The organism is Streptomyces alkaliterrae (assembly GCF_007097205.2).
GTDB classification, from domain to species: Bacteria; Actinomycetota; Actinomycetes; order Streptomycetales; family Streptomycetaceae; genus Streptomyces; species Streptomyces alkaliterrae.
This window is the reverse complement of the sequence record NZ_VJYK02000634.1, coordinates 1-645: the sequence shown is the minus strand read 5'-3', so window position 1 is coordinate 645 and position 645 is coordinate 1. Positions and strand designations below refer to the sequence as shown.

The window sequence follows — 645 nt, the reverse complement described above, 5'->3', positions numbered from 1 at the left end:
AGCATCGCGACCTGCCCGAAGGACGGCACGGCCTGCAGCGCCGGCGTGTAGCGCGCGTTCAGCCGGACGGTCCGCAGCCGGGCGGCGAACAGCTCGCGGCCGGCGGACCGCAGCTTGGCGCTCTCCTGCTCCTCCTGGCCGAAGCCCTTGACCACCCGGACGCCGGAGACGGAGCCGTCGACCACCGAGGCGACCTGGCCGGCCTGCTGCTGGGCGTACCAGGTGGCGGGGAAGAGCCGGGTACGGGTGTGGTTGGCGATCCACCACAGCGTCGGGAAGACCGCCAGCGAGACGACGGTGAGCAGCGGTGACAGCCACACCATCACGGCCAGCGCCACCGCGAACAGCAGCACGTTGCCGATCATCATCGGCAGCATGAACAGCAGGCTCTGCACGAGCTGGAGATCGCTGGTGCCTCGCCCGACGACCTGGCCGGTCGACAGCTCGTCCTGCCGCCGGCCGTCGAGCCGCATGATCGCCCGGTACATGTCGGTGCGCAGGTCGTGCTGGACGTCCAGGGCGAGCCTGCCACCGTAGTAGCGCCGCAGGTAGGTCAGCCCGTAGATCACCAGCGCGGAGCCGAGGAGCAGCGCGACCCACACGCCGATGCCCTCGCCGCCCCGGCCGTCGGCGACCTGGTCGATC

At 71.3% G+C, this 645-nt stretch carries 1 protein-coding gene; it reads right to left on the bottom strand.

Annotation, left to right across the window (positions count from 1 at the left end):
• Positions 1–645, bottom strand: a 645-nt coding sequence (locus FNX44_RS27230; RefSeq protein ID WP_143651620.1) for an ABC transporter ATP-binding protein, incomplete at both ends; no start/stop codon positions are given.